The sequence below is a fragment of the Okeania sp. SIO2B3 genome (genome assembly GCF_010672525.1).
Taxonomy (GTDB): Bacteria; Cyanobacteriota; Cyanobacteriia; order Cyanobacteriales; family Microcoleaceae; genus Okeania.
Genome location: NZ_JAAHGH010000008.1, coordinates 1 through 23,899, shown reverse-complemented (window position 1 = coordinate 23,899; position 23,899 = coordinate 1). Strand labels below are relative to the sequence as shown.

Sequence of the window (23,899 nt, the reverse complement as noted above, 5' to 3'; positions counted from 1 at the left end):
CAGGAGGAATGGGGAATTTAGAGGAGGTAGTCGGGTATTTTATCCCTTGATTTTTCTGCCATAGTTAGCCCAAAATCCTAACTTTTTGGTCGCTCAAGCTTAATAAAGTTGCACTTTTTTTCGCGGTAAAAAAGCAATAACCTTTACCTGTTAATACTTTTAGATTTAATCAGCGGAGCAATAATTAATAAATTAAAATTGATATTTTAAGCGATCGCGATTAATGGACTTTTCTTCGGACTGTGTAGTTTCAGGTCTAGACCTTTGGCAATGGTATCGCAGTGCTCAGAGTGATGGTTTAAAGGCAGGTATCTATGTTACTGAGGTTGATTGGTTGTTGCAAGAATTTGCTGGACTAGATAGATTAACGCTTCGTTTGGAGTCTTTTAAAGATTGGCCTAATATTTCAATGAGGCTTTCTTTGGTTGAGTTGAATAATCTTTGGTATAGACGTTTAAATGAAAAGGTTCCGCTTCAATATTTAACTGGGGTTACTTATTGGCGGAATTTTTCTTTGGATGTGGGTTCTGGGGTTTTGATACCAAGGCCAGAAACTGAGTGTTTAATCGATCTGGTTGTAGCAGCTACCAATAGTGTTTCCCATCTTCAAGAAGGAATTTGGGTGGACTTGGGGACTGGCAGCGGAGCGATCGCTTTTGGGTTGGCAGAGGTATTGACAGAGGCTTCTATCTATGCTGTGGATTGTAGTTCAGAAGCTTTGGCTATTGCTAGACAGAATGGGACTAAATTGGGTTTAGGGAACAGAGTAAATTTTTGTCAAGGTTCTTGGTGGCAACCATTGGAGCATTTGCGGGGTAAGGTGAGTGGAATGGTGGCTAACCCTCCTTATATTCCTAGTGATATGGTTTCTACTTTGCAAGTAGAGGTTAGGAAGCATGAGCCTCATCTTGCTCTTGATGGTGGTGCTGATGGGCTGGACTGTATTAGATATTTGATTGAAACGGCTCCAATATATTTGGTTTCTGGTGGTGTTTGGTTGGTGGAGATGATGAGTGGGCAAGGGGAGATGGTGGCTGAAATGTTGCAAGATAATGGAGCTTATTGTGGGGTTGAGATTTTTTCGGATATTGAGGGTGTTGATCGGTTTGCTATGGCTTATTTGAAGTAGCAGTTATTATTTTCTTGAGCTTCAAAAATTTTTATAGAGTCTTGTTATGGAATAAGTTGAAATACTAATTTATATTCTCTTTCTACTATGGGGTGGTCCATATATATTGTGGCTTTTCCATCTTCACATGTCCCATCCTCGCCTACTAAAACACCTGCTTTGGCAGCCCAACGTAATTTCCATTTACCTGTTTCATTGTTGATTTTAATATCGAAGTTTACAGGATCGTGATTTTTCTTATTAGGAAAATTATTATCTTTTGATAATAATGGAACTTCAAGATTTATGTCTACTGGAAATGAATGCTCAAGAAGAGTTGCATTTCCTTCTACTTCTGTTGTTCCATCTGCTTTACTTTTATCTATGACTTGACGAATTTCAACTTTTCCAACCTCTATATGGTCTTTCTTTATAGGTCTATATTTGAATTCAATTCTTTTACCTTCTTGGAATAGATTTTTGCAATATTTATTTTTACAACTATTTTGTGCTATTCCTAAAGATCATCTAATTTCTGGAACGAAAATGCCTACAAGTATACCAGTTACAGGAATAGCTATACCTATTAAAAAAACATTTATTCTTTTGTTCCAACTCTTTTGTTCAGAATTACTCATAGATTTGATGAGAACTCAAAGGTAAAACATAGTATTTATCAATATTTGGATGATTTGACATCCTCCCGACGCTGCTCTGCGAGACAGCGCGGGATTCCCATCCACCAATCAAACAGACTAAGCTGACTGAACGGCTCAGGGCGGGTTGACACCTCACTGGAAAATGCTGGCAATACCAGTCTAACGCTTCCTCTGTGTCCGTTTAACGTCTCTGAGTGCCCCTCGGCGACGGGACTTGAAAAAAACAATAGTAATCTCAACCTTGGCTTTTGGTTGAGAATTTTATTTTAACATGCTTATCTGTAAAACTGCAAGATTGATTGGTTTTCCCATCTCTCCGCTCCCCTAATAGCTGCCGCTAGGCTCCGCCAACGGGAGAGCGCGGGTCTTCAACCAACGTTGAGATAAATACTATTTCAATTCTACTTTCCATGCTATAAATTTGCCTATTTTTTTCAAACAAAATCTAAAATTGTTTTCGAGAGTAAAGTTATGAAGTTTAGTATCTATTGAGATTCTAATTGAAGAGACAATTTCTGGTAATTTAGTTAGCTTTCCTAATGATACTGTACCAGCACTGTCAGCTTGATTAACGGGAGCTGATTTAATTTTTCTAGTAAAGGGTCGCAGTTAAGATCTACCTTGAATTTTAATTAGGGTAATTGGTTGAAATAATTTAATTTGAGGTCTTAATCATTTTATTAAGCTCCCTGAGCTGAGAGTTTTTTCTGCCAGAAATGCTAAATTTGCCTATATTTTTTTGGGAAATTAAAAATTGAAAAACTAAATCAGATTAGTATCCATTGAGACTCTAATTGATAGGGCAGCCTCTGGTAATCTAGTTAGTTTTCTTACTGACACTATACCACCATTGGCAGCTCGACCTGACAAAAGTGCTGTAATTTTTCTAATGAAGGGTCGCAGTTAAGATCAACTTTTAATTTTAATGACGGTAATTGGTTGAAATAATTTAATTTGAGGCTCAATTCATTTTCTTAAGCTTCCTGAGCTGAGGGTTTTTTCTGCCAGAAATGCTGGAATTACCTATATTTTTTTGGAAAATTAAAAATCAAAAACAAAATAAAATAATCAGTTTAGTCTGTATTGAAACTCTATCTGGTAATCTAGTTAGTTTTCTTATTGATATTATACCACTACTGGTAGCTTGACCTGACAAAGTAGATTTAATTTTTCTAATGAAGGGTCCCAGTTAAGATCAACGTTTAATTTTAATGACGGTGACTGGTTGAAATAATTTAATTTGAGGCTCAATTCATTTTCTTAAGCTCCCTGAGCTGAGGGTTTTTCTGCCAGAGATGCTAAAATTAACTATAAATTTTTAAAAAATTAAAAATTGAAAAACAAAATATGAGTTTAGTATCTATTGAGACACTGATTGAGGGGGCAATTTCTGGTAATCTAGTGAGCTTTCCTACTGATACTGTACCAGCATTAGCGACTCTTCCTCAAAAAGCAGATTTAATTTTTCAAGCAAAACGTCGTAGTCCAGATAAACCTTTGATTTTGATGGGAGCAACTCCGGAATCTTTGTGGCCTTATGTTCAAGGGAGTGATGAAGAGTTGCAGTTATGGCAAAAGGTTGCTCAGAAGTATTGGCCTGGACCTTTAACCTTGGTGCTGCCAGCTTCGGAGATGGTTCCTAGAGAAATGAACCCTTTTGACCCAACTACTATTGGAATCAGGATACCTAATTGCGATATTGCTAGGGAAATTATGGCTCAAACTGGGCCTTTGGCTACTACAAGTGCTAATTTCTCAGGTCAAGCTCCCTTGGGTCGAATGACTGAAATTAATGCTCAATTTCCAGATGTTTTGGTATTGTCCCAGGAACAGGAAATAATGTTGGCTTCTGGAGTTCCTTCTACTGTTGCTAAGTGGAAGGAAATTAGTTGTTGGGAAATCCTACGTCAGGGAGCGGTCAAGTTAAAATTTTAAGGGTAGGCTATATTATTTAATATTTTTAGTCCCATGGGCTGGAACGATTTTTTATTTTTGGCATTAGGATTAGGGTTTGGGGTAATAGGTGGTAGGTTATGGTTGAGGCCAAAAACTGAGAACTTGTCAACGCCTTCTGTGGTGTCGTCACCTGAAGTATCTAATTTAGATCGACTAGAAGGTGTTTTAGAACAACTCAAACAGACTCAACTTGCATACCAGATGGCATCGGAAATGAGTAAGTTTAAGGCTGGTTTTTTGGCTCGAACTTCTCACGAGTTGCGATCGCCGATGAATAGTATGATTGGTACGTTGCAGTTAATTATTTTTGATTTAGCTGACAACCCAGAAGAGGAACGTGAATTTGCGAACCAAGCGTATAATGCTGCGTTAAAAACTTTGGGCCTACTCGATCAAATTATTGATGTGGCTAAAACCGAGCATGGTACTGAAAAATATAATATAGAACGACTTCAGCTGAGTAAATTGTTAGAAGAGGTGGATGATTTAACGTGTTTACAAGCTGCTAATCGTAGTATTCGTTTGAAGATATTACCTCCAGACTCTAATATTTATGTTTTGGCGGATGAGTCTCGTCTGAAGCAGGTTTTGATTAGTTTAGTTGATACTGCGATCGCTGAAATGGATGAAGGGAGTATTAATATTTCTGTTCATCCTGCACAAGAATCTGGTTATGTTCATATCTGGATTGACGATCAACGTCCAGTTAGTGCGTGGAGTGAGTCTTGGGATTTACTCAAGCAGAATCTTGAGGAGAAAACTGAAAAGATTGTGAGTTGTGACTTTCAGCTTTCTCCTGGTATGAGGTTGTTAATGAATCAAACTCTGCTAGGAATAATGAATGGACGTTTAGAGGTACTGGCGACACCTTCTGATGGTGAGGAGTCTGATTTTAATCGGACTCAATGTTCTATTCCTATGAGTATAGAAAACAATGAGAGTTCTTAGCTAAAATGTTGTGTTACTTTTGAGTAAGTAGTAATGCTTTGTTTCTAGTTGTTAATTCTATTTCTGCTGCCATTGGTTGATTGTGCAATATCATTGTTGTGGTTTGGTTGTATTGAAATCCTATGCGTTTGTAGAAATCCTGTTGGTAGGTTGTCATTAGGTAGACTCGTTCTACATGAGACATTCTTGGATGACTTAAGATTGTTTGAACTAATTTGCGTCCTAGTCCTCCACCTTGATAGTTTGGGTGAATGACTATGTCCCAAATTGTGCCTCTGTATACACAGTCTGATGTAGCACGACCAAAACCTATCATTTTTCTACTATCCCATACACTCACGACTGGGTTACTATTTGCAATGGCTATTTCTAATTCTTCTATTTTTCTATTTTTTGCCCATATTGCTGCGGAATCAAATAAAGCCACCAGTTGGACAATATCTAATGTTGAGTGACCTTCGCAGAATTGTATATGACGATAATCTCTGGTAGTGTTTTTCATGTTGAGTCAGCTCTCTATAAATTTCAATAGGAGTCATTAACGAAGTCAGAAGTTAGAAGTCAACCCACCCCTAACCCCTCCCAGGAGGGGAAGTCAGAAGTTATTTTTGTCACGGGGATTTGTGAATAACCCTCCAAAAATATTTCGCTAATCAAGGCGGGGTTTTATACCCAATTATTTTGATAAATAGTTTTTACTTTTGCCCTTTTTTGTTTTAATTGAATATATTTTTGGAATAGTTTTTCTCTCTATGTTAGCCTTTTTCTACTTAAAGGGAGATAAAACTAATAAATATATTTAGGTTATTTGAGATTTTTTGAGTGCTGTTTTGATTGTAGATTATTTTACTTACCTCCAAATTTTGAAAGCTAGTAATAGTTGATGTTTATTTCTTAACTATTTTGTATAGTATCATTCTTTTTTTTAATTATCAATATACTCATAAGATGTTTTTTCTGAGTTGTGTCAAGATTTGATAACAAATTGAATTAGCTATAATTTTATATGAAAAGTTGTTTTTGTGTGTAATTTTTACTATATATATATAATTAATAATAACTATTATACCTCTGCGATAATTAATCTCAGATCCTTGTCATACCTGGACAAAAACTTAGTTTCCGGAGATGTCTATTGATCAGCAGTAATTAATATTTGGTGCTGCGTTATTCAGGTAAATATGACTCTACGAGGGTGTAAGTTCCACTATCTTAGTCACCGAAAAACTCCTTTGTACCTACTGATATCATGTCCGCTTGAATACTTATACTTTGGTGGAAGGAAGGCAGAGGGCAAAAGGCAGATGGCAGATGGCAGGAGGGTTTCTTCCTATTGAAACTTAATTCTATATACAAACGATGCTACCGGACATGATGTGACTCATGTACGGGCGAATGGCCATTTGCTGAGGCAAAGCTGACGCTTTATATGTCGCGGAGCGTTAATGGAGTTATGCGGTAGCAAAACGCCCCTACGACTCCTGACTCCTGTGAAATCATACATTTATTCAGCAACGCCAATTTTTTTAGTCCTTTAGTGAAATAACAATATGGGAAACATGAACTTTTGTAGTGATAATGTCACTGAAATATGCCCAGAAATTATGGCTGCTGTGATAGCTGCTAATGAAGGGTGTGCGATGCCTTATGGTGCAGATGAATATACCCAACGCTTAGAAGCTAAATTCTCAAAATTATTTGAAACTCCTGTAACAATTTTCCCCGTTGCTACGGGTTCTGCTGCTAATGCTCTTGCTTTATCAGCGATCGCTCCTGCCTATGGAGCTATTTATTGTCATGCTGAATCTCATATTAATGTAGATGAATGTGGTGCTCCAGAATTTTATACGGGTGGTGCGAAACTGGTGACGCTCGGTGGTACAGATGCTCAAATTAATCCTTCTGAGTTAGCAACAGCATTAGAAAAAGCTGGTATTGGTATAGTGCATCATGTTCAACCAGCAGCAGTTAGTATTACTCAAGCGACAGAAGCGGGAACGGTTTATTTACCAGAAGATATAGCTGAAATAGCAAAATTAACTCGCGATCGCAATCTTTATCTACATATGGATGGAGCGCGTTTTGCTAATGCTGTTGCTAGTTTGGGTTGTGCGCCAGCAGATATAACTTGGCGAGCGGGGGTGGATGTATTGTGTTTTGGGGCTACTAAAAATGGAGCGATGGCAGCGGAGGCAGTTGTCTTTTTTAATCAAGAATTAGCAAAAACTTTTGGTTACCGTCGCAAACGCAGCGGTCACTTATTCTCAAAAATGCGATATTTGTCTGCTCAGTTAGAAGCTTATATTACTGATGATGTATGGCTGAAAAATGCTAGCAATGCTAATCAAATGGCTACAAAATTAGCGCAAGGTTTGGTCAACTGTCCTGTTGCCAGGTTATGTCATCCTGTGGAGGCAAATGAAATTTTTGTAGAATTTCCTGAGTCTGTGGTTACTGGTTTGAGAGCGGATGGTTTTCAGTTTTATGTTTGGCAGGAGGGAACTCTCCCTATAATTCGACTTGTTACTACTTTTAATACTAGGGATGAAGATGTAGATGCTTTTTTAGCAAGTGTTCGGTCTCATTCTGTGGTTAATGTGATGGAGTAGACCTCAGCGCAAGTCAGAATTTAGAATTTAGAAGTAATCCTTGATTGAGTTTGAGTGTTTATAATTGCCCTAATATAGGGAGTAGGGAGAATCAAAAGATTTGCACTGCAAGTGACAGTTTTGGTTTTTTTCATCACGCTCTTATCCGGACATGATATAAAAACTGATCAAACAATGGATAATAATGATTATTATCAATTGTACATTTGATTTTTTGGAAGTTCTTAAAGCAATTAAAGATTTACCGAATAATTAAGGTAAAATGCCTCTCCTTTAAAGGAGAAAATAAGAAAAAATTTTCCTTTTATTCAATCCTATCAGTTTTAGGGAGAGGTAATTATCAATTATCCATTATTGAAAGATATGACATCAAAATTTTGATAGAAAACTTGCCAGTTATCTTGAGAGCGTAGCTGTTCCCATACTTGTTCTAATTCCTTACCTTCCCATTCCACAATAGGGTTATGAGAATCGGGATTTAGCCAAGGTAAATCTAATGGATTATTGATTACAATTCCAATATATTCTTCTGTACTAACTGTATCAAATTGAATATCTTTACATATTGCATTTTGTAGAGGTATTGATGTGGTTTTTTCTACTATTTGATAGCTAGGGGCAAAAGCTTTAGAAGGTGTAACTAGGTATTTAGTTATATTACCTTGAGAATCTCGCCCGCGATTAAATAATAGTAGATAACTTCCTGGAGTATCGAGATTTATTTTTAAGTTTAAGGGAGTATTTATGGGGAGACTTTCTTTGGGTAAAGCTGGAGGAATTTTCATTCCTTTAGATGAATAATCTTCAGAATGAGGGCAAAATTGTATCCAATCTAAATTAGTTTGTGCTTTTTGTTTCCAATTTTCCCAAATATAATCTGGTAGCCAACGATAATATTTTTGGTTCCACAACCATTCATAAATAATCTCCCAAGGGCGTGCTGTGCTAGATGTTTTTCTACCTGGTTTTCCTTTGTAATTGCCTAAATTAAGCTTTTCTTCGGTAATGCCATCTTGAGCTAGTTCATCTTGAAATTCCCGATATATTTTTTCTATTACTTCCTTAATATGCTGATTAATTCCTGATGGATTATATTTACCCTGCATCTTTTCTAATCCTTTAGCTATTTCCGTGTTTTTGAGAGAATAATTATTAGGATAAAAACGTTCCGTAAAAGTCCAATGCTGAAGTTCGGGAGGGGCATTCCCAGGAAATATTTTTTTGCTGATGTAGTCTAAGAATTCTCTTTCTAATAAAGGCATTTTTTTCCTCCAAAAGCTTTTGATTTTAATTATAAAGTAGCTTCAATAAATATGGGGGGTTTATTTTTATTTATTTTTATTGATGTTCATGGATATTCTTTGGATATAAGATATAAAAATGTATAGCGATTGGGAATTATTTTGATAGGATTTAAAAACGATTAAGATAAGTCAAAATCCTTTTATATTCTGACTCCTATATGGGTGATTTGCGAATCACCCCTACGACTCCTGACTCCTAATTACGGCTAAAATATCACAACTTAAATATGATTGCTATAATAGTGTAGTTAGTAGAAAAACTATGATTTTTTCTTTGATTAAAAATAATAATATTTGTAAATAATGTCAGGCATAATTCACCTAAGTAAAAAAACTGGTAGAAATATTTTCTGTCGATATTAAGACTTACCCAGAAACCGGGTTCCTTTGCGGAAGTTTCCTGGTTTGAACAACAATATTACGGCGATAAACCCTCTTTATTAGTTGGTTTGCATAAGTCCTAACTTTAGCATCTGAAGCTCGTTTGATTATAGGAATAAAATCAATATTTACCCAATAATTAAGGTTGAAAGTAAAGCCTCTCCTTTTTTCCAGGAGAAACCAGAAAAATTTTTCCTTTGAGTAAATCTTATTCTTGAAAATCAGAGATAATTATTAATTGTTGAACAACTCCAATAGGGAAATATCAGTTGGGTGCATCTCATAAGAAGCAAAAATACTTTTTTTCCTATATATTCCCTATTCCCTGTTGCCTATTCCCTGTTGCCTGTTGCCAGATGAGCTGTTGCCTAAAAGCGATAAATTTTTGGCTTTATTCTTGCATTGAGATGCACCCTATCAGTTTGTATATTTAACTTAAGGATTGAAGATTATATATGTCAGCAATAGTAAATAATTCCAACACACAATACTTAGAAAAAAGTCAGGTTAAACTCTGGATGGTTTTAGTCGGAGTTAACTATTATCAAGATACTCAAATTCCCGATTTGAGATACTGCGCTAATGACTGTAAAGAGTTAACAGAAGCTTTAAAAATAGCTACTCAACAGTTTCAGGAAACAGAAATTATTGCTCTTTATGATGGTGGTCATAAAGTTCCTATTTTATCAGAAATTACTACCAGTTTCCAACAGTTTCGTGGAGCTAAACCGGAAGATACGGTTTTATTTTACTTTTCAGGACATGGTTATCTTGACTCTAATAATCGACCAATTTTATGTGTTACAGATACTATTTTAGAAGATTTATCTGGAACGGGATTAAAGTTAGATATTCTGTTAAATGAACTTAGACAATGTAACGCACAACGTCAACTTGTATGGTTAGATGCTTGTCAGGAAATAGAACAACAAGAAGATGAAATAATTAAACAAAATCCTACTGGTCAATTGTTAGCAGCTTTAGAATTACAAGCAGAACAAAGTCAGGATTTTTATGCTATGCTTTCCTGCAATAAGACAGAACGTTCTTGGGAAATTCCGGAATTAAAGCATGGTTTATTTACCTATTCTCTGATTGAAGGTTTAGGGGGAAAAGCTACCAATACTGAAGGTAAAATTGATGCGGATAGTTTGTTTAAGTATGTCGAACGCAACAGTAAAAAGTTTATTGAATATAAGAAAAATCCTCTAAATACAGATAGTTTTTCTAAGGGAATGTTAGGGAGTTTAAAAGAATCATCTACTCAATCAAAAGTTAAGCGATTCCCTGTAGATGCTTCTCAAACTCCCCAAAGAATTGCTAGAGGAAGTGGGGAGTTAATTATTGGTTCGGCTAAATTTTCTACTCAGAGAAAAGCTTTAATTGTCGATGAATTATCTAACTCGGAAGCCGATATTAGTCTATGTAGAATACTCCAAGCTAAAGGAAGTTTTGCAGTTGATTATTGTTTTTTGCGAGAGAAACAGAGGCGAAATATTCAACAAACTATTGCTAGTTATTTACAGTCAGAAAGTAATCAAATTGTTCTGTTGTATTTAGCAGGAACAATTGTATCTACTAACTCAGAAACCTACGAGTTGGTTTGCGATGGAAAAAACAGCATAAATTTGAATTTGCTTAGGCAACAGTTAGATGATTCTCCTGTTAAGGAAATTGTGATTATTGCCGATATTTTAGACACAAGCAGGACTAATAAAAATTTATTTGAAATTTTGCAGCCCAGTCAAGATAAATCTCTATGTTTGATTACAACAACCACTTCTTCAGCTAACAATAGAAAGTTATTACATCAATTAGTAACTGTATTGGAAACCGCAGGAGAATCAGAAGGAGAATTTTGGGTTTCTGAATTAATTACTAAATTACAGAAATGGCGTGACTCGCAACCCGATATTAATTTAAAATATTGGTTATCGGGTTCTACTGAAGTGATGGATATTCTCTCAGTAGAAGTTCAACGTTCGTATGATGAAATATTTGATATAGATGTTTGTCCTTATAAAAGTTTAGAAGCTTTTACCCAAGATGATGCTTACTTTTTTCACGGTAGAGAAGAATTAATTGCAGAAATTATTGAGAAATTACAATCTACTTCTTTTTTAACTGTAGTAGGTGCTTCCGGTAGTGGTAAATCTTCTGTGGTTAAAGCGGGAGTTATTCCTCAGTTATTACGGGAACTAGAACGGAAAACCGATGAGTGGAAACAAACCCCAGAAAGTCAAAAAGATGATTTCTTATTATCAGAAGCAGAGCTAGTAAAATATCAAGAGCTTTATATTGACTTTGCCGATAGACTTTTGTTTGAAGTACATCAGTTTATCAAAATATCTATCGACAAACACGAACGTATCAAAAAACAAGATGAAATACGCCGAACAAGAGAATTAGAAAATGAAATTACTTATCTTGTTAAAGCTTCAGAAGCGTTACTATTATCAAGTCAAGAATTTGATGCACTTCTTATTGCTCTTTGGGCAGGAAGAAAAAGCCGAAAAACTACTTTAAAAATAAATTCTCAAACTAAAATTAAAGTTGCAGGTGAATTACAGAATATTTATTCTAAAATCAAAGAGTACAATCGATTAGAAAGTCATACTCATCATGTTAAGACTGTAGTGTTTAGTCCCGATGGACAAATCATTGCTACTGCAAGTGAAGATAAAACAGCTAAATTATGGAATAGACAAGGGCTACTACTTTATACCCTAAATGGTCATACTCATCATGTTAAGACTGTAATGTTTAGTCCCGATGGACAAATCATTGCTACTGCAAGTCGGGATAAAACAGTTAAATTATGGAATAGACAAGGGCAACTACTTTATACCCTAAATGGTCATACAGAATCTGTTGATGGAGTAGTATTTAGTCCTAATGGACAAACTATTGCTACTGCAAGTTGGGATAAAACAGTTAAATTATGGAATAGACAAGGGCAATTACTTTATAGTTTAGAAGATAGTAATGTTGCGATTGGAAGTGTAGTATTTAGCCCTGACGGTCAAACTATTGCTTTTAATGACAAAAATCCATTTTCGTCTAATAGGCATAATAGTGATGACTACACAGTAAAATTGTGGAATCTTCAAGGGAAATTACTCTCTACTCTTCAAGGTCATACAAGTTTTGTTAGTGGAGTAGCATTTAGTCCTGACGGTCAGATTATTGCTACTGCTAGTTCCGACTACACAGTAAAATTATGGAATCTTCAAGGGGAATTACTCTATACTCTCCAAGGTCATACCAATACGGTTAGGAGAGTAGTATTTAGTCCCGATGGGCAAATTGTTGCTTCAATGAGTCAGGATAGAACAGTTAGATTGTGGAATCTTCAAAATTCATTATTTTATACATTGAGTCATACAAATCCAGTTAGCAATGTCGCATTTAGTCCTGATAGTCAAACTCTTGCTTCTGCAAATGAGGAAGGTACAGTCAAACTATGGAGTAGAGAAGGAAAACTGCTTCACATTTTTAAAGGTCATACAGATGCGGTCAATAGTGTAACATTTAGTCAGGATGGAAAGATTCTTGCTTCTGCTAGTGATGACAGAACTGTCAAACTGTGGAATGTTAAAGTCGAATTAATTCAAACCTTGAAAGGTCGCGCAACTACTGTTAGTAGCATAGAATTTAGTCCTGATGAAAAAACTTTAGTTTCTGCTGGTTATGATATGACATCTGGAAATGGAACAGTAGAACTATGGAATAGACAAGGGCAATTGCTTCATACTCTCGTAGATCATACTCGCTCTGTTGAGGCTGTGGCATTTAGCCGTGATGGACAAACTATCGCTTCTGCTAGTTGGGATGGAATTATCAAACTGTGGAATATACAGGGAAACTTACTTAAAACTATAGAAAGTCAGGCCTTTCAAGTTAACAAAGTATTATTTAATCCTGATGGACAAACGCTTGTTTTAATAAGTGCGTTTTTTTCCAAAGAACTCGAACTCTATGATGAAAAAACTTACGATCAAATCAAGCAAATTCACACAACAGGAATATATGAAGATGCACATAAGAAAGTCCAAGTTTGGAATAGACAAGGAAAATTAGTTCATACTCTAGAGCATCAGACACAAATTACAAGTGTAATATTTAACCTTGATGGAAAAATTCTTGCTTCTGCTAGTTGGGATGGAATCATTAAACTGTGGAATCAGCATGGAAATCTAATTTGCACTTTAGAAGATCATGCTAATAAGGTTAATAGCTTGGAAATTAGTCCTGATGGAAAAATTCTTGCTTCAGCTAGTTTGGATGGCACAGTCAAACTATGGAATTGGCAAGGAAGTGTACTTTACACTTTAGAAGGTCATACAGGTTGTGTCAATAAAGCAATATTTAGTCCCAACGGTGAGATTATCGCTTCTGCTAGTGATGACAAGACCATAAAACTTTGGCAATTTCAAGGTCAATTACTTTACACACTTGAAGGTCATACCAAAAGTGTTGAAACAATAGTATTTAGCCCTAATGGTCAGCTCCTTGCTTCTTCTAGTATTGACCATACAATCAAACTTTGGAATATTCAAGGAGAATTGCTTCACACGTTTGAAGACCACCTGCATCAAGGGGTAAAGAATTTAGAATTTAGTCCTGATGGCAAAATTCTTGCTTCTGTTAGTTTCTATGGTCAAACAACAGTTAAGCTCTGGAGTTTAGATTTAGACGAAGTAATGGAACGCGGCTGCAACTGGGTACGAGACTACCTAACCAATAACCCCAACGTCAGCGAAGAAGACCGAAAAATCTGCGATGGTATTAACATCAAATAAACTACACTCTCAGGACTTACGCAAAATGTAAGGTGATACTCTAATTGTAGAGGGCGAATGCCAGTAGAGGGCGAATGCCATTCGCCCCTACTATATATGGTTATGCGTAAGTCCTGACTCCCTTTAACAGCATTTATTTTTATTTATTTATATCCAATTTACTTTGATTTTGGAGCGCTTTTACCATGGCTTTAGTTAAATTAGCCAAGGTAAAAGCAATGAAATTCAAGAAACAATTAAATCAATTAGTTAGCTCCGACGAAATAATCAAATTCCTCCCAAAAATTGAAATTTTCTCTTGTGCAAAAGACCACAATCACTTTAACCGACGGTTGCAACAAAGAGCAATTAATTGGGACATGATTAAACTCGCCATAACTTACGGTAAATTCCAATATCATTCCGGAGCCAAAACCTGGACGCTATTAGATAAAAATCTCAAATATACACCCTACGAAAGATTTACCGATAAACTAAGAGGACTACGAATTATTGCTGTCAATTACTCCTTTGATGACACTCTCAAACTCAGCACCGCTTACTGGACATACGACTTGAGAAGATAATCTATCGAATTTAGTTATATTTATTTTCATTGATAGCATCGATCTAGCACCCAAATTACGATCCTACATACGGCGCTTTCAAGGTTAATTTGCGTAAGTCCTGACACTATAACCAACCAGACCAAGGACTAACTTCTAGTACACCTGTTGGAGTCATCACCACTCGGAATAAAGCAACAGACTTTTGCTCGGTAATTTCAGATTTAGCAGTATTGAATAACTTGGGTAAAGGTGTTTGCTCTGCATATTTATTAGCAGGTTCATTCATCATTTCTAATTTGGCGATCGCTCCATCAACGTTAACTGTGATGCAAAAAAGTAAATCTTCGTACCATACTGGTGTTTGTTCCCAACTTTGGTCAATTTTGTCATACAATTTTTGGTTTAACTCTTCTAACTTAGCTCTATTAGTAATCTCTGACGCAACAACTTCTACCAAAGCAGATGAGGCAGTTGTATTCTGTAACTGTTTATTACTCAAAGCAGACATAGACCAAAGTTTAATTGTGCTATCGGCACCTCCACTGGCAAGAGTTTGCCCATCTGGGCTAAAATTTACGGACCAAACAGGTTTAGCATGACCTTTCAATGTTTCTAGTATTTCTTCTGTATCTACGTCCCACAGATGAATTTTTTTGTCGTAACTACTACTAGCAAGAGTCTGACTATCGGGACTAAAAGCAACAGATAAAACTGCTTTGTCATGTCCGTCTAGAGTGCATAGAAGTTGACCAGTTTCTACTTGCCATAACTTAACTTTTTGGTCTTGACTCCCACTAGCAAGGATTTTGCCATCGGGACTGAAAGCGATCGCCCAAACTGTGTTTTTATGTGCTGCTAATGAGTGGAGTGGTTTACCTGTATTCACTTGCCAAGTTTGAATTTGACCATTTTTACTCCCACTAGCAAGCATTTCTCCATCTGGACTAAAAGCGAGAGATGTAATGGGACTGGAATGTTTAAAATTCCGCTCAACAGATCCAGTTTTAAGATTCCAAATTTTGATTGTGCCATCATAACTTCCGCTAGCAAGAGTCTGACCATCAACGCTAATAGCTATAGCTTTCACATCATCGCGATGACCTTCGAGGGTTTGAATGAGTTTGCCATTGGCAAGATGCCAAAGTTTGATGCGGTTATCCCAACTACCACTGGCGAGGACTTCTCCATCTGAACTAATGGCAAGAGATTCGATCGCATCTTTGTGAGCATCTATGGTATTAAGCAACTGACCATTGCTGAAGTTCCAAATTTTAATTGTGCCATCATAACCGCTGCTGGCCATGGTTTTACCATCTGGACTGATAGCAACTGCATATACCCATCCTTTGTGTCCGGAAAGAGTAAGGGAGGGTAGAGTTGTTTTTTCTGGTTCCTGAGTCAAGTTTGTAGTTGGTGTTGAAAGCGATCGCCACAACCACAACCCACTAATATTTGTCACAGTAGTTGCTGCTATTATTGTGGCATATTGACGGAACTGTTGTGGGGTTAGCATAGATTTTAATTCTGACATTTCTATATATGGCAAAGCTGATGATTAATTTTTGCTATTGCAGGATTTACGCACGGACATTAAATTGAGTGATATAGAATCCGGGTAATTAGTTATCGTATCGCTTAGGACTCAGGAGTTAACCCACCCCTAACCCCTCCCAGGAGGGGAAGTCAGGAGAATATTGGATTAATGAGCATGAATTTTTCAATTCATATTTATGATTAACATCGGCTTTGTTGAGGAAGTAATTTTGCGATTATTGTATAACCGGATTTTATATGAGGGCGAATGCCATTCGCCCCTACAGATGGTAGTTTCAAAGTCAATTTGCGTAAGTCTTGTTTAATTTTAGGCTTTTATTTTTGCTGATTTTTTGTTGTGCTCTATTAGTTTTCTAGCAATAAATAAAATTGTGGTGCCAGTAATTCCGATTACTCCTAATGGGGTGATATGGCTCCAATGACCCCACATTGTGTATATGACGTGCCAGACTAAAATAAACATGGCAAAGTATGTCAATTGATGTAATTTCTTCCAATTTTTCTTCATTTTTTTGATGCTCCAATCATTAGAAGTAATTGCTAGGAGTGCGAAAACAATTAAAGTAACTACTCCTGTTGCATATATCGAATATGTTTGGGAATCAAAAATATCAAAGTTTCTTTTGCTAAGTAGCAAAACTCCATGACCAAGAGCAAATAAAAAAGCAATTACACCTATTTGACGACGATATTTTAATAAAAATTTAGGAAGTTCTGTTTTTTTGGTTATGGGAAAAACAATCCTCAAAATTGTTGGTAGTAAAGTGAGGATATAGCATATTAATCCGAATAAACCTAAGTAGTTAGCAAATGGTGCTGTATCTAATATCATGTTCGGTTCTATAAAATAACGACGGAGGAGTCAGGAGATGGAAGAAGGAGTCAGGAGACAGGAGACAGGAGACAGGAGATGGAATAAGGAAGAGGAAGAACAGTAGAAGAAGGGGAAAGTTTTTTGGTCGCGTAAGCGGAACGGAGTTCTATCGCGCTCTTATCCGGAGATAATTAGGACTTATGCAATACAACGTATTTTCGTCCGAAGCGACCCATAGGGTTTGCGCAGCAGTCCGGAACGGATAGCCATCTCAAATCCTAGTTTTTCGTAGCTCATGCGTAAGTTTTGATAATATAACATAGTATCTCCTTATTTTTTCTAGTACCTGGTATCATATTTTCATAAATTTGTCAAAAGACTATGTGTCAAAGTAAAACTGCGTTCATCTTGAGATATTTCGTACCTCATGGGTAAGTCCTGAACTATAAATTGCAAAGCTTTTATAGCATAAGGAAAAAGGAAAGAGGTACTGATAACTGATAACTGATAACTGAAATGACTCCTGATGATATTTCTCAAACAATCTCAAGAAAATCATCAATACCGATCGCGCTGTCTTGTACACCCTGTAATGTAATGGAAAGTCTTTGAGTACTAATGCGAGTGTCATTTCCTATCTGAGAAATTGTCAACTGCTCGAAACTCAGACCATCCCCTAAACCAATAACATCTATTCCATCTTCAAAATCAGTGATAATATTGTCACCATCACCAAACCCGAATTCAAACATATCCCCACCAAGTCCACCAGTGAGAATATCATCACCGAGCTGACCACTAATAATATCATCTCCTAGACCACCATCAAGTAGATCGTCACCTTTGCCTCCATGAAGCAAGTCGTTACCATCTAAACTTTGGATGATATCATTACCCCTATTTCCATACAAGAGATTATTTGCAGTTGTCCCGATTAAATCATCATCCTCATCTGTACCGATAGTGACATTAGGAGCGATCGCTAACTGAGTTTCTTGCCAGACACTTTCCGCTACCTGTTGCCCCAATGCTCTACCATTTAGGTCGCCATCTTCAAAGTGAATACCACCATAAAGACGAGAAATACCAGCTTCATCAGCAGCTTCACTAAAAGTTGCCCACTCCAAAGTTATAGGTTCTTCTGGTGTCACACCAGGTTCAAAACGAGACTCACCAACTTGAAAAGTTATCGAAGCACCAAAATCATCGCTACCAGTAAAAAGTTGTAGAATTTCAGCAGCAGCAGCACTGAAGGTACTATGACCAGATACATATTCTGCAAAAGGAGGTGAAGGGTCTCCACCAGGAGTTTGATAGGTGAGAAAATCAGTTGCCAAAATAGTTTGAGTTCCTTCTCCAGGACCTGCCCAAGCATCGATGGCAAAACCACCAAGCTCTGGATTAAATTCGCCAATTAATCCTAGTTCCCCTAGTTCGCGCACTGTTCGTACTGGACGAGCATAATCATAAAAAGTTTTAGATTCCCAAGTGGCAATTCCGGCATCAAATACTGCGTTGCCCAAGTTAAAAAAGAGTTTGACATCCTCATCTAATGTATTGTCATCTCTAGCTGAGACAAATTGGCCGAAAGTCATCCAAGTTCCAGGGGGGAAGGATGTACCACCGCCATCTTCCCAAAATTCTGCAACTAACTTTTGTTCGTCTGTGAGGTTAGCACTAATTGCTATAACTTCTTCTGTTTGCTCAATGAATGCAGGATTAATAATAGTGCCAATAATATCTGGAGTGATTTCGATAACTGAACCGTCTGCTAGAGTAATGGTGCGTGCTTCCAAGTCTACTTCACCATCTACTAGCAAAAATGGTTCTGGTGCTGTTGGTCGAAATACATCTCCTGAAGCGAGACTAAAAGGTATTACATCACCCCACTGAGGAGTGAGGAATGTTTGCACTCGCTCTTCTTCACCGGGTTCAGCATCAATGGGAATTGTTTCGGGAGTCCATGATTCGATGTCAATGGGGTCTCCAATGGGATTAGTCGGTTCATAGTCACTGATGTCGGAGTAGGGAGTACCGTCACCATTGGGGTCATTTCCTAGTTGGTTGGAGCCATCATTTCGACGGAATGTTAATAGTGCTTCGGCGGCAACGTTACCAATACCAGCAGGAGTAGTAGTGTCAGTGGTTGTGTTGTTAGGGTCATACCCAAGTTCAGCCATCAATTCGTTGAAAATGTCTGTCTCAGTGGGAAATAATTCTGAGAGTACTCGATAAGCAGCAAAACTCATGGCTTCAGTTTTGTTGGCATCGGTGTTTTCTGACAGGGGACGTTGTAGGTCATCTTCTAGTTGAGTTCCTACTGCTAATGGGTCGTAAGCGCTCCAAGCATCGTAGATAGCTGTGTGTACGATCGCATAAGCACGGGAAGCAATGGTTGGGCCTGGGGAAGTATTGATAACTGCTTGTTGTACTGCTCGGTCCCATAAAACGGAAATACTGGGTGAAGAGTCATCTACTGTTACGAGTTGAGTTTCCGGATCGAGGGTGAGATTGATGTTATTATTAGTATCTTCAGAGTCAAAATTTTGCTGTTCTTCTAATAATGAGTTCATCTTTTTTTCTACATTCCTGATTATTGTGAAAGGGGAATTAGGGAAGCAATTATTTTGTTTAGTCCAATGAATACCCAGCAGTAAGGCTGTGAAATAATCAGCTATTAGGCAAGAGACTTTTTTGAGATAATGGCAAGTTAATGATTTTTTCTTAACTTATTCTAATCTAAAAGCTATCAGCTTGGATTAAAATTATCTTTCTTCCCTTTACAAATAATCTTAATTTAGCCAAATTCAAAATGGGGAATAAATGACAGTAAATTTCACCTGAAATTTTCACTAACTAGAGAAATGAATTAATTGCTAATCAATGTGAAAATATTTTCACATTCAGTGGATAACAAGGAATTTTCCTGAAAATATGATTCACATTTTATATCATGTCCGGTTGAATACTTACAATGCATGAGGAAGTAAGGCGGCTATGTATCCCCCCTACCCCCCTTCAAACCAAAAGCGAAGCATCTTCTGGCTTCCCCCTTTCCAAGGGGGACGGGAGGGGGATAAAAAAGGGGGGAAAAGGTAGAAGGAAAGAAAAGGTTAGAAGGGAAAAGGTTTTTTTATCACTGATTATCCGGACATGATATTATCCAGTAGTTAAGGTTTCTCTTAAGCTTAAAAAGGCAGAAGGCAGAAGGCAGAAAGCAGAAGGAAAGAACAGAAAAATATATTAGCTGTAATTTTAATGTGAATCAATGTTAATCTTGACTTTCTAATAGTTATTAAGTTATCTTAATTTAAACGACCTTAGCTAAATTTAATTTCTGTATAAATAAGAAAATAAATACAGCAGATTCCACTTTAATTAGGTACACCCGTCGCGGGCAAGATGCTATAGCGGGCAAGATGCCCGCACTACAAACATTTAATTGTTAATCTCTGTATTTGATATACCTGAAATCCGCTGTATATTACTCTTTATTAAAAGTTTTAAGAAAAATATTTTTCTTATTAGGAATTTCTGAGAAAATTAAACGCATATTTACTATTAATTTTAGTTAAATAAAAAATTATGAATAAACAAATTTTTGAACATATTTACTCTGGCTTGGCAGATGATGAAGTAAAAACATTAAGTTTATTTTTGGCAGGTAATAAATATGAACAAATTGCTCAGTCAATGAAATGGGATACATCAAATGTAGGGAAAAAATTAAAGGCGATCGCTACGAAATTTAATCTACCCAAGAATCATAGTTCATTTCGGGAATTTTTATTGGAAACATTCAGCAAATATCAATCAAATTTAGTTGATCCTCAGTTAAGAGTTAACTATGGTTTTAAGACTAACAAAATTATTCTTCCTGGTAGACCAGAAAAACCAGATTCTCCTTTTTATATAGAACGTTATCGAATTAAACGTTGTTCTATTGAGTCTGAATGTTATGAAAAAATAGAAGATCCTGGTTCGCTAGTGAGAATAAAAGCACCAAAACAAATGGGTAAAACTTCTCTGTTGCGGAGGATACAAGCAAAAGCAAATAATAATAAATATATTCCGATTTATCTCAGATTTGATAGCCTAATTGAACCGGAAAATATCAGCAATATTAATAATTTTCTGAAAGCATTTAACAAAAATATCAAAAGTAGGTTTACGGATAGTCCAAGCTGGAAAATTTGGGATAATCACAATGCTAAAATATCTTGCACTCAAGAATTTGAAGCACTACTATATCATTTAGAGCAAGAAGTAGTATTACTCTTAGATGAAGTGGATGAAATTTTTAACTATCCAGAAATATCCAAAGATTTTTTTGCCATGTTAAGAAGTTGGTATGAAGAAAGCAATAACTTAGAAATTTGGGAAAATCTACGAATGATTATTGCTTATTCCACAGAATATCATGGCAAATTAAATATTTATCAATCTCCTTTTAATGTTGGTTTACCTATAGAGTTAAAAGAATTTACATTAGAGCAGGTAACTCAGTTAGCATATTTACATCAATTAGAGTCAAAAGTAGTTGCTCCTTTAATGTCAATGGTGGGAGGACATCCTTATTTAATCAGATTAGGGTTGTACAAAATGTCTCAGGATGAATTAACTATTACAGAACTATTAAAATATGCTTCTACTGGAAGCGGAATTTATCAAGAACATCTAAGTAGACATTTAGAAACCATATTAGAAAAGACAAATATTAAAGCAGTTTTTCACAAAATATTACAAAGTAATTCTCCAGTACGTTTACCCAATAAAAATCGAGAATTACATCAACTAGAAGCTATGGGATTAATTACAATTAAAGGTGATGATGCTGAACCTCGTTGTCAGTTATATCGACAATATTTTCAGGAAAGGTTGGGATGAAAGAAGGAGTCAGGAGACAGGAGTTGGAAGAAGGAGTCAGGAGTTGGAAGAAGGAGTCAGGAGTTGGAAGAAGGAGTCAGGAGGTGGAAGAAGGAGTTAGAAGTCAGGAGTTGGCTTTTTGGAAGTTAGGAGTTAGAATGATGCTTTTTGGAGCGTAGTTTGAAGATGGAATCAGGAGTCACAATGAAAAGAGAACCTGCTAAAAACTTTCGAGATTTAATAGTTTGGCAAAAAGCACATCAACTTGTTTTAGATGTCTATGGTTTTAGCAGCAATTTCCCAAAAACAGAAACCTATGGATTAACAAGTCAGTTAAGACGAGCATCCGTATCAGTACCAGCTAATATAGTAGAAGGCTTTAGAAAAAAGGGTCTAGCAGATAAAATCCGATTTTTGAATATTGCACAAGGTTCATTAGAAGAAAGTCGGTATTACCTAATTTTGGCAAATGACCTTGGATATGGAGATACTTCAAAACTTCTACTGGATCTAGAAGAAGTCAGTAAACTATTAGATTCGTATATAAATGCAATTGAACAACGCAGATAATCTCCTAATTCCTCCTGTTTTATGACTCCTGTTTCTTGTTTTATGACTCCTGTCTCCTACGGACACTAAATAGAGTGAGGGCGAATGCCATTAGCCCCTACATATGGCGCTTTGAAGGTGAATTTGCGTAAGTCCTGTCTTCTTCTTAAATCTCCCTCTTCCTACTGTCTTCTTCTTAAATCTCCCTCTTCCTCCTATCTCCTTGTTACTCCCTCTTCCTCCCGTCTCCTGTCTCCTTCTTAAATCTCCTTCTTACTCCCTCCTGTCTCCTGTCTCCTGTCTCCTGTCTCCTTCTTATAAAATTATGGTTAGTTATAAATTAAGTGGTGGGGGTTTATCCGCTAATGACCCTACTTATGTAGTGAGAAAACAAGATGCAGAATTATATGAAAAACTCCAAAGTGGAGAATATTGTTATGTGTTTAATGCTCGTCAAATGGGTAAGTCCAGTTTGCGAGTAAAAGTTATGAAAAAATTACGGTCTCAAGGTTGTAAATGTGCGGCAATAGATATGAGTAGATTAGGTGATTTTTCTATTCAAAAACAATCTTGGTATGACGGTTTTTTAGAAGAACTATTTCGGGGATTTGGTTTAGCTTATAGCATTAATTATCAAGACTGGATTGAAGGTTATCAAAGTTTTACAAATATCCAGCGTTTGGCTAGATTTATTGAAGAGATTTTATTTGTGAATTTTTCCACTGAAAAAATTTATATTTTTCTGGATGAAATTGATTTACTGGTAAATTTACCCTTTAAAAATGAATTTTTAGCTTTTATTCGCTCTTGTTATAATCGCCGAGCTGAGGATGAAAAATGTGATTATCATCGGCTGATTTTTTGTTTTTTTGGAGTAGCAACTCCAGAAGATTTAATTAGAGATGGGAGACATACTCCCTTTAATATTGGTCATCCGATTGAATTAACAGCATTAAATTTTCAAGAAGGAAAAAATTTAACTCAGGGATTAATAGGAATAGTAGAAGAGCCGGAAATTATTTTACGGCGAGTTTTTGATTGGACTGGGGGTCAACCATTTTTAACTCAAAAACTTTGTCAAATTATTGTCGATCATACAGATAGTACTGAGCCGGATATTGATAAGTTAGTAGAAGAATATATTTTGACATATTGGCAGGAAAAAGATTATCCCACTCATTTAACATATATTCGTCATCATTTACTTAATCAAAATCAACTCACGCCTGAGTTACTGAGACTATATAGAAAAATTCTGCTGCGGGGAGGAGTTAAAACTGATGAAAGTCGAATACAAATGGTACTACGTTTGTCAGGAATAGTTGTAAAAAAACAAGATAAATTAGTTGTTTTTAACAAAATTTATCGGACAATTTTTAATCTAAATTGGATTGAGGAACAGTTGGCAATTTTAGCAAAAGATCGGGATAAACAGACTCCTAAAAAAAAGTGGATGCGTTTTGTTTATCCTAGTTTAGTTTGGGGAGGAGTTATTAGTTTACTTGCTTTGGGATGGCGGCAACAAAAACTTGAATTAAATGACTCTGATCGCTTGATGCAGAGTCAACTTCCCCTCGCAGATCGCCAACTTCCACCACCCAGGTTTGATGAACGAGGCGATCGGCAACCACCACCACCCAGGTTTGATGAACGAGGCGATCGGCAACCACCACCATGGGAAATTTCCTCTAAATATGGTATAAAAATCTGCAAGAATAGGCTATCGGAAATAACTGAAGCTGTTTGCGATGTATTAGAAGCGGGTTTGGACGAAGGAATTAAGGAATTACATATTGATTTT

At 36.5% G+C, this 23,899-nt stretch carries 15 protein-coding genes; 10 read left to right on the top strand and 5 right to left on the bottom strand.

Going from position 1 to position 23,899, the window contains the following annotated elements; translation table 11 throughout:
• Positions 1–223: 223 nt before the first annotated feature.
• From prmC to F6K15_RS09410, 3 genes are all read left to right on the top strand, one after another.
• Positions 224–1,129: a peptide chain release factor N(5)-glutamine methyltransferase gene (gene prmC, locus F6K15_RS09420; protein WP_293060229.1), complete on the top strand. Its 906-nt coding sequence runs from the start codon at positions 224–226 to the stop codon at positions 1,127–1,129.
• A gap of 1,985 nt (positions 1,130–3,114) precedes the next feature.
• Complete coding sequence (locus F6K15_RS09415) at positions 3,115–3,702, top strand: L-threonylcarbamoyladenylate synthase (protein ID WP_293060227.1); 588 nt, start codon at positions 3,115–3,117, stop codon at positions 3,700–3,702.
• 33 nt (positions 3,703–3,735) lie between these two features.
• On the top strand, positions 3,736–4,671 hold the full coding sequence (locus F6K15_RS09410) for a sensor histidine kinase KdpD (RefSeq protein ID WP_293060226.1): 936 nt from the start codon (positions 3,736–3,738) through the stop codon (positions 4,669–4,671).
• Between the two features lie 13 nt (positions 4,672–4,684).
• Here the strand turns inward: F6K15_RS09410 and F6K15_RS09405 are convergent, their stop codons facing one another.
• Entirely contained in the window at positions 4,685–5,173 is a 489-nt protein-coding gene (locus tag F6K15_RS09405; RefSeq protein ID WP_293060224.1) for a GNAT family N-acetyltransferase, read from the bottom strand.
• Between the two features lie 1,057 nt (positions 5,174–6,230).
• On the opposite strand from F6K15_RS09405, the gene F6K15_RS09400 reads away from it, so the two are divergent.
• Positions 6,231–7,280, top strand: a complete 1,050-nt coding sequence (locus F6K15_RS09400) for a low specificity L-threonine aldolase (RefSeq protein ID WP_293060223.1) — start codon at positions 6,231–6,233, stop codon at positions 7,278–7,280.
• A 344-nt stretch (positions 7,281–7,624) separates the two neighbouring features.
• Here the strand turns inward: F6K15_RS09400 and F6K15_RS09395 are convergent, their stop codons facing one another.
• Positions 7,625–8,542, bottom strand: a complete 918-nt coding sequence (locus F6K15_RS09395; protein ID WP_293060221.1) for a hypothetical protein — start codon at positions 8,540–8,542, stop codon at positions 7,625–7,627.
• Between the two features lie 878 nt (positions 8,543–9,420).
• Between F6K15_RS09395 and F6K15_RS09390 the strand changes: the two genes are divergently transcribed.
• On the top strand, positions 9,421–13,767 hold the full coding sequence (locus tag F6K15_RS09390; RefSeq protein WP_293060219.1) for a caspase family protein: 4,347 nt from the start codon (positions 9,421–9,423) through the stop codon (positions 13,765–13,767).
• 185 nt (positions 13,768–13,952) lie between these two features.
• Positions 13,953–14,333, top strand: coding sequence for a hypothetical protein (locus tag F6K15_RS09385; protein ID WP_293060217.1), 381 nt, complete (start codon positions 13,953–13,955; stop codon positions 14,331–14,333).
• A 106-nt stretch (positions 14,334–14,439) separates the two neighbouring features.
• Here the strand turns inward: F6K15_RS09385 and F6K15_RS09380 are convergent, their stop codons facing one another.
• From F6K15_RS09380 to F6K15_RS09370, 3 genes are all read right to left on the bottom strand, one after another.
• Positions 14,440–15,861, bottom strand: coding sequence for a WD40 repeat domain-containing protein (locus F6K15_RS09380; RefSeq protein ID WP_293060215.1), 1,422 nt, complete (start codon positions 15,859–15,861; stop codon positions 14,440–14,442).
• Between the two features lie 315 nt (positions 15,862–16,176).
• The gene (locus F6K15_RS09375; protein WP_293060212.1) at positions 16,177–16,701 is read right to left on the bottom strand and encodes a ferric reductase-like transmembrane domain-containing protein; all 525 of its coding nucleotides are present in this window, start codon (positions 16,699–16,701) and stop codon (positions 16,177–16,179) included.
• A 518-nt stretch (positions 16,702–17,219) separates the two neighbouring features.
• Positions 17,220–19,256: a DUF6851 domain-containing protein gene (locus tag F6K15_RS09370; RefSeq protein WP_293060210.1), complete on the bottom strand. Its 2,037-nt coding sequence runs from the start codon at positions 19,254–19,256 to the stop codon at positions 17,220–17,222.
• A 1,012-nt stretch (positions 19,257–20,268) separates the two neighbouring features.
• Here F6K15_RS09370 and F6K15_RS09365 point away from each other — a divergent pair.
• From F6K15_RS09365 to F6K15_RS09350, 4 genes are all read left to right on the top strand, one after another.
• Positions 20,269–21,570, top strand: coding sequence for an AAA-like domain-containing protein (locus tag F6K15_RS09365; protein WP_293060207.1), 1,302 nt, complete (start codon positions 20,269–20,271; stop codon positions 21,568–21,570).
• Positions 21,567–21,728 (top strand): hypothetical protein, encoded by a 162-nt coding sequence (locus F6K15_RS09360; protein WP_293060205.1) that lies wholly within the window; start codon positions 21,567–21,569, stop codon positions 21,726–21,728. The genes F6K15_RS09365 and F6K15_RS09360 overlap by 4 nt, the downstream gene beginning before the upstream one ends.
• Positions 21,729–21,753: 25 nt before the next feature.
• The gene (locus tag F6K15_RS09355) at positions 21,754–22,119 is read left to right on the top strand and encodes a four helix bundle protein (protein WP_293060203.1); all 366 of its coding nucleotides are present in this window, start codon (positions 21,754–21,756) and stop codon (positions 22,117–22,119) included.
• A gap of 304 nt (positions 22,120–22,423) precedes the next feature.
• Positions 22,424–23,899: AAA-like domain-containing protein (locus F6K15_RS09350; RefSeq protein ID WP_293060200.1), on the top strand; the 1,476-nt coding region annotated here is incomplete at its 3' end.

Bases quoted from the DNA above. Each gene is read 5' to 3' on its own strand.
- F6K15_RS09400 (WP_293060223.1), top strand. From the start codon at position 6,231: ATGAACTTTTGTAGTGATAATGTCACTGAAATATGCCCAGAAATTATG.
- F6K15_RS09370 (WP_293060210.1), bottom strand. From the start codon at position 19,256: ATGAACTCATTATTAGAAGAACAGCAAAATTTTGACTCTGAAGATACT.
- F6K15_RS09405 (WP_293060224.1), bottom strand. From the start codon at position 5,173: ATGAAAAACACTACCAGAGATTATCGTCATATACAATTCTGCGAAGGT.
- F6K15_RS09365 (WP_293060207.1), top strand. From the start codon at position 20,269: ATGAATAAACAAATTTTTGAACATATTTACTCTGGCTTGGCAGATGAT.
- F6K15_RS09360 (WP_293060205.1), top strand. From the start codon at position 21,567: ATGAAAGAAGGAGTCAGGAGACAGGAGTTGGAAGAAGGAGTCAGGAGT.
- prmC (WP_293060229.1), top strand. From the start codon at position 224: ATGGACTTTTCTTCGGACTGTGTAGTTTCAGGTCTAGACCTTTGGCAA.
- F6K15_RS09355 (WP_293060203.1), top strand. From the start codon at position 21,754: ATGAAAAGAGAACCTGCTAAAAACTTTCGAGATTTAATAGTTTGGCAA.
- F6K15_RS09390 (WP_293060219.1), top strand. From the start codon at position 9,421: ATGTCAGCAATAGTAAATAATTCCAACACACAATACTTAGAAAAAAGT.
- F6K15_RS09395 (WP_293060221.1), bottom strand. From the start codon at position 8,542: ATGCCTTTATTAGAAAGAGAATTCTTAGACTACATCAGCAAAAAAATA.
- F6K15_RS09415 (WP_293060227.1), top strand. From the start codon at position 3,115: ATGAGTTTAGTATCTATTGAGACACTGATTGAGGGGGCAATTTCTGGT.
- F6K15_RS09410 (WP_293060226.1), top strand. From the start codon at position 3,736: ATGGGCTGGAACGATTTTTTATTTTTGGCATTAGGATTAGGGTTTGGG.
- F6K15_RS09385 (WP_293060217.1), top strand. From the start codon at position 13,953: ATGGCTTTAGTTAAATTAGCCAAGGTAAAAGCAATGAAATTCAAGAAA.
- F6K15_RS09375 (WP_293060212.1), bottom strand. From the start codon at position 16,701: ATGATATTAGATACAGCACCATTTGCTAACTACTTAGGTTTATTCGGA.